1 protein-coding gene is annotated in these 1,553 nt (G+C 60.1%); it reads right to left on the reverse strand.

Annotated elements, in window-relative coordinates; all coding sequences use genetic code 11:
• Positions 1 to 1,553, reverse strand: a 1,553-nt coding sequence (locus NW820_RS11380) for a M48 family metalloprotease (protein WP_414407532.1), incomplete at both ends; no start/stop codon positions are given.

Consider the following 1,553-nt stretch of genomic DNA (forward strand, 5'->3'; position numbering starts at 1 on the left):
GCCGGGATCCCGAGCAGCGCCCCCACAATCGCCCCCAGCCACTCGGCGTTCAACAGCAGTATATCCAGCAGAAAGTTCCCGTAGAGCTGTTGCCGGTTGAGCTGCTTGCCCTGGGCAACCACGCTGGCCATATCGAACTCCACCGGCAGATCCAGTTGCTCCGCATAGGTGCACAGCGCCCGCACCCGTTTGCCCGTGAGGGGATGGGTGGAGTTCAGCTCCATCCACCAGGCCCAAGGGTTAAACAGATCCCACAAAAATACCCTGCCCACCTGGCCGGGATCCGAGGCAACCCGGTAGGCCGTCCCCGCCGTAACAGCCGCCTTGGCATCGTAGATCCCCAAAGCCCGCGTTCCTTCCAGCAGGCGAGCACTGCGCTGTCGGGTTTCCTCATCCCGCTCCCGCTCTCCCTCTTGCACAATGCCGTAGGCAATTTTCACCAAAGCCCGCGAGAGCCCATTGGGGTTGCCGGTGGTTTCGGCGGCAAAGTGGTCGGCAAAGTACTCCCGCACCCGCGACAGATACAGCAACAAGTAGGAGCCGGCCACATAGAAAAAGTAGGCGACCAAGGCCAGGGAGCGGAGGCTGCCCCTTTTGCCGTTGTCGCGCGCATCCCGCATGTAGACGTAAAGAAGGTAGAGAATCTGCACCAACGTGGAAGCCAGGGTCATGACGGCGAAATCCCAGTGGATCACATGCCCCAGCTCGTGGGCATAGACCGTAGCCACCTCTTCATCTTCCAAGTAGGTGAACAACCCTTCGCTGACGACGATGCGGGCCGTATCCGGCAGGCTGCCGTAGGTAAAAGCAGTGGGGTTTTGGTCGCGGATCAGCCCCAGCTTCGGCTGCTTCAGCTTGTACTGGCGGCAGACCCGTTCAATGACCTCCGCACTCTCTGGGCTGCGACGCCCGATTTCCGCCAAGCTTACCCACTCGGTGCCATAGAGGCTGTGCTGGATCCAGTCCATCAGCCAAGGGGACAAAAAGAAGATCAGGGCATTGAAGGCGAGGGTGAGCAGAATGGCGAAGATGAAAGAGCCCAGAGAGAATCCCCCCTCTAAGCTGCCCAAGACGGTCAGGAAAAGCACAAACACCATACCGAACAGCAGGCTCAGGGTCACACCTGAGGCCGCCGTCAGGTTGCCGGCAAAGCTGGCCAAAATCAGCGAGACCCCCACCTGAGGCGCGCGGTAGCTGCGCTTGGTTTGCCCAGTTTTGAGACCTGAGGTGGCGGGATCCAATTCCGCTACGGTGCGGCTGGGGTTGAAGCAATAGCGGCTCAGCCAAACGCTCAGTAGACGCAGCTCGCGGGGATTCAGGCTTTTCAGAGGCTCCAGCCACAAGGCCGCTTCCACCGATAACATCACCGTCGAGACGGCGCTGGGATTGCGAAACAAGGTGGGCAGGAGGGGCAGAACCTCCTGTTTTTGCCCAGAAGTGAGGCTGTGAAAACCCAAAACCGCCTGGCGGAGCAAACCAGGCGGCTGAGGAAGGTCGGCAGTAAGCAACTGGCGATCGCTGACAAAGCAGTAGCGGCTTAGATCCAGACTCTC

Origin of the sequence: Synechococcus sp. R55.7, assembly GCF_047461955.1 — a bacterium.
Taxonomy (GTDB): Bacteria; Cyanobacteriota; Cyanobacteriia; order Thermostichales; family Thermostichaceae; genus Thermostichus.